Raw genomic sequence first — 3,840 nt, forward strand, 5'->3', positions numbered from 1 at the left:
CATTTATCGCCTGAACGGACGCCATCGCCGGCAAGCCGGCTCCTACAGTGATTTGTGGGGGGGGGCCAAGGAAATTTCGGGGGTTACGTATCAGAGTGTGTACAGCCCCGCCCTTGACACACCCCGGCCATAAAACCCCACCCCAACGACACATCGCAGATACACCCGATTGATGAAATGTGCCTGTCGATTGGCTCAGCCGATCAAAGCGCTCAATTCATTCAATGCTACGGAGTATCACCATGTTCAAGCTCTCGACTTCCTCCCTGACCCTCGGCCTGATCATCGCCGGCGGCCTGGCCCTGTCCAACGTTGCGTCGGCCTCCGAGTCCGAAGCGTTCAGCATGAAACAGCTGGCCCACGGCTACAGCCAGGCCCACGCCGACACCGCGGAAAAACCGGCTGAAGGCAAATGCGGCGAAGGCAAGTGCGGCGCCGGCGAGTAACCCTTGCGCGGGGCCGCGAGCCCCGCATCCCTGACTGAACGGAGACCACGTCCATGAACTCTGCAATCTCGTCGGCCGTGAAAGGCCTGCACCTGAATCTCGACCGTGCCGGTAGCTGGCTCGCCCCATTGACCCTGCGGTTGTTCATTGCCTGGGAATTTTTCGAGTCAGGCCTGGAAAAATGGAATGGCGAAAACTGGTTCGCCGACATTCAGGATCGCTTCCCGTTTCCCTTCGACCAGATACCGGCGACGCTGAACTGGGAACTGTCGATGTGGGCCGAACTGCTTTGCGCCCTCGCCATCCTCGTCGGCCTTGGCACGCGGATTTCGGCCATCGCGTTGATCGTGGTCACCCTTGTTGCGACGGCCGCCGTCCACTGGCCGGCCGATTGGTCTACATTGAGTGAGCTTGCTCAGGGTTACTCCATCAGCAACAAGGGCTACGGCAACTTCAAACTGCCGCTGATTTACCTCGCCGCCCTGATGCCGCTGTTGCTCTCGGGTGCCGGCAAGCTCAGTCTCGATACGTTGTTGGCTCGCTTCTTCTGGCGTCGCAACCACCGCTGAGGCGCCGGCGTTTCGATAACGTACCTGCCACTCCCAATAGAACAGGAGCAATCGCCATGAGTCTCACTCTCTACGGTTTTGACGGCAGTACTTATGTGCGCACAGTGAAGATGTTGCTGGTGGAAAAAGACGCGGACTTCGAACAGGTGCAGGTCAACGTGATCAAAGGGGAACCGCACCTGCCGGAGCATCTGGTGCGCCACCCGTTCGGCAAGGTGCCCGTCGTTGACCACGACGGCTTTCGGGTAATCGAAACCGGCGCGATCATTGCCTATCTGGACGAAGTCCTGCCCGGCCCGTCAATCACCCCGGACAACGCCCACGACCGTGCGCGCACCCACATGGCCCAGGGCATTTATGATTCCTACGGTTATGGCGCGCTGGTCTCGGTGTTCGGCTACCATCTGTTTCCCGACTTCATTGGCGGGCAGAATGAAGATTCGCGCCGCCAAGGCATCGAGAACTCGAAACGAGTGCTGCGCGAGTTGATGAAGATTAAAGGCACCGATCCATATATCGCCGGCCTTGAACCGAGCATCGGCGACTTCTACCTGGCACCGGGTTGCGCCTACATCGCGATGACCCCGGATGCGCCGCAGGTATTTGCCGTGGACGGCTTCAACAGCTGGTGGAAACGGATGCAGGGGCTGACGAGCTTCAAAGCCACACAGCCGCATTAAGCTACGCCCCAACTCACTTGCGAAGACAGGAGCCACCATGAGCGTGACCACCCAATGGATCGAGATCGACAGCGCTGAAGGTAAATTCGGCGCTTACCTGGCGATTCCGCATACCCAGAAAGGCCCGGGGATTGTGCTGATCCAGGAGATCTTCGGTGTGAATGAACACATCCGCTCGGTCGCCGAGCAATATGCCGCCGACGGCTACCTGGTGATCGTACCGGACCTGTTCTGGCGCAACGGCCCGCGCATTGAACTGACCTACGACGAAGCCGGCTGGAAACGCGCCGTCGAATTGATGAACGCCACCGACGTCGGCAAAGCGCAGAAAGACATCGAGCTGGCCATCGACGCTTTGAAAGCACAACCGGGTCTGGATGGCGGCATTGCCTCCATCGGCTATTGCTTCGGCGGCTTGCTCTCCTACCACACCGCTGCCAATGGCCTAGTGGACGTGGCGATCGCCTATTACGGCGGCGGCATCCAGAACCAACTGGACCGCGCCGACGAAATCGAAGTGCCGCTGCTGATGCACTTCGGCGAACAGGACAGCCATATCCCGCTGGAAGCCGTGGAAAAAATCGCCGAGCGTTTCGACAACAACGATAACGTTGAAATCGTGGTTTACCCGGAAGCCGAGCATGGCTTCAACTGCTCGCATCGCGACAGCTACAACCAGCGTGCCGCGGCTGAAGCCCATGGCAATACGCTGATCTTCCTGGGCATGGAACTCTAAGACCGACACGCTTTGGGTAGGAGTCCGGCTTGCTGGTGATGGCGATTTCACTGACGCCTTCGCCAGCAAGCCGGCTCCTACGGATCACAGGTGTGTTCGGGGTCGCGGGTTGACGCAAAACCTGTAGGAGCCAGCTTGCTGGCGATGGCGATTTCAAAGACGCCTTCGCCGGCAAGCCGTGCTCCTACAGATCTCGGGTGTGTTCGGGATCGCGGGTTGACGCAAAACCTGTAGGAGCCAGCTTGCTGGCGATGGCGATTTCACTGACGCCTTCGCCGGCAAGCCGTGCTCCTACAGATCTCGGGTGTGTTCGGGGTCGCGGGTTGACGCAAAACCTGTAGGAGCCGGCTTGCTGCGGGCGGCGTTCCGACGATGGCGATTTCAAAGACGCCTTCGCCGGCAAGCCTGGCTCCTACAGGTTTGGCGTTTATTGATTGATCGTCATGACTTTCATAATCACAACTCTTCCGCTTGCGCAGTGTCGGCCAGCTTCGGCTGTGCGTTGCGCTCGTGCACATGGCGATGCGGTGTGCGGTCGATGTTCAGGCTGAGGATTTCCGGACGGCTGTAGTGGCCGCGCCCATCCATCTGACGCTTACGCACTTCGATCTGGAACAAGTCGATGTCGGCAATGACTTCGCCTTCACCTTCGGTCAGTGCGCCGACGACTTCACCTTGCGGATCGATGATCGCGGTGTAGCAACCGCCGGAGATCGGACCAATGCCGCAACCGGTGTCAGCCATGATTTGTGCCTGCTGTTCCGGGTACAACCAGCCCGTCGAGTTGACCACGAAGCACGCCGATTCCAGCGCGTGCATGCGGATGCTGACTTCCATCTGGCGGGTAAACCGCTCACCGGCGAACGAACCGGGGTACATCGAGGCGTGAATCTGTTCGCCATCCTCGATCAAGGCATAACGCGCCAGCGGGTTGTAGTGTTCCCAGCAGGCCAGTTGACCAATGCGGCCAACAGCGCTGTCGATTGCGCGCAGGCCGGAACCATCGCCCATGCCCCAGATCATGCGCTCATGATAGGTCGGCGAAATCTTGCGACGGGCCTGAATCAGGGTGCCGTCCGCATCGAACAGCAATTGCGTGTTGTAGAGGGTACTGCCATCGCGCTCGTTGACGCCGATGGACACCACCATGTTGGCGTCCTTGGCGGCTTTGCCAATGGCATCGGTGGTCGCGGAAGGCACGACGACGGCCTGATCGAGCAATTTGTAGTGCTCGGAACCCATTTCGAACGGCGCCTGCACAAAGGAAAAGTACGGGTAGTACGGAACGATGGTTTCCGGGAAAACGGCGAACTGCACGCCTTTCTCGCCGAGTTCATGGATCTTGTTGACGACCTTTTCTACAGTGCCTTCACGGCTGTAGAGCACAGGTGCGATCTGGACGGCAGCGG

5 protein-coding genes are annotated in these 3,840 nt (G+C 59.3%); 4 read left to right on the forward strand and 1 reads right to left on the reverse strand.

Annotated features, from left to right (window positions below):
• Positions 1-242: 242 nt before the first annotated feature.
• The 4 genes from KGB27_RS31085 to KGB27_RS31100 are packed head-to-tail and all read left to right on the forward strand — an operon-like array spanning position 243 to position 2,431.
• Positions 243-446 carry a hypothetical protein gene (locus KGB27_RS31085; RefSeq protein ID WP_008043946.1) on the forward strand — a complete coding sequence of 68 codons (204 nt, stop codon included), beginning with the start codon at positions 243-245 and terminating at the stop codon, positions 444-446.
• 53 nt (positions 447-499) lie between these two features.
• The gene (locus tag KGB27_RS31090; protein WP_008028137.1) at positions 500-1,015 is read left to right on the forward strand and encodes a DoxX family protein; all 516 of its coding nucleotides are present in this window, start codon (positions 500-502) and stop codon (positions 1,013-1,015) included.
• Positions 1,016-1,071: 56 nt separating this feature from the next.
• Positions 1,072-1,695, forward strand: a complete 624-nt coding sequence (locus KGB27_RS31095; protein ID WP_008043943.1) for a glutathione S-transferase family protein — start codon at positions 1,072-1,074, stop codon at positions 1,693-1,695.
• A gap of 37 nt (positions 1,696-1,732) precedes the next feature.
• Positions 1,733-2,431, forward strand: coding sequence for a dienelactone hydrolase family protein (locus tag KGB27_RS31100; protein WP_223557367.1), 699 nt, complete (start codon positions 1,733-1,735; stop codon positions 2,429-2,431).
• Positions 2,432-2,887: 456 nt separating this feature from the next.
• Here KGB27_RS31100 and KGB27_RS31105 read toward each other — a convergent pair.
• Positions 2,888-3,840: nitrilase-related carbon-nitrogen hydrolase (locus KGB27_RS31105; protein WP_223557368.1), on the reverse strand; the 953-nt coding region annotated here is incomplete at its 5' end.

The organism is Pseudomonas sp. BF-R-01 (genome assembly GCF_019946615.1).
GTDB lineage: Bacteria > Pseudomonadota > Gammaproteobacteria > Pseudomonadales > Pseudomonadaceae > Aquipseudomonas > Aquipseudomonas migulae.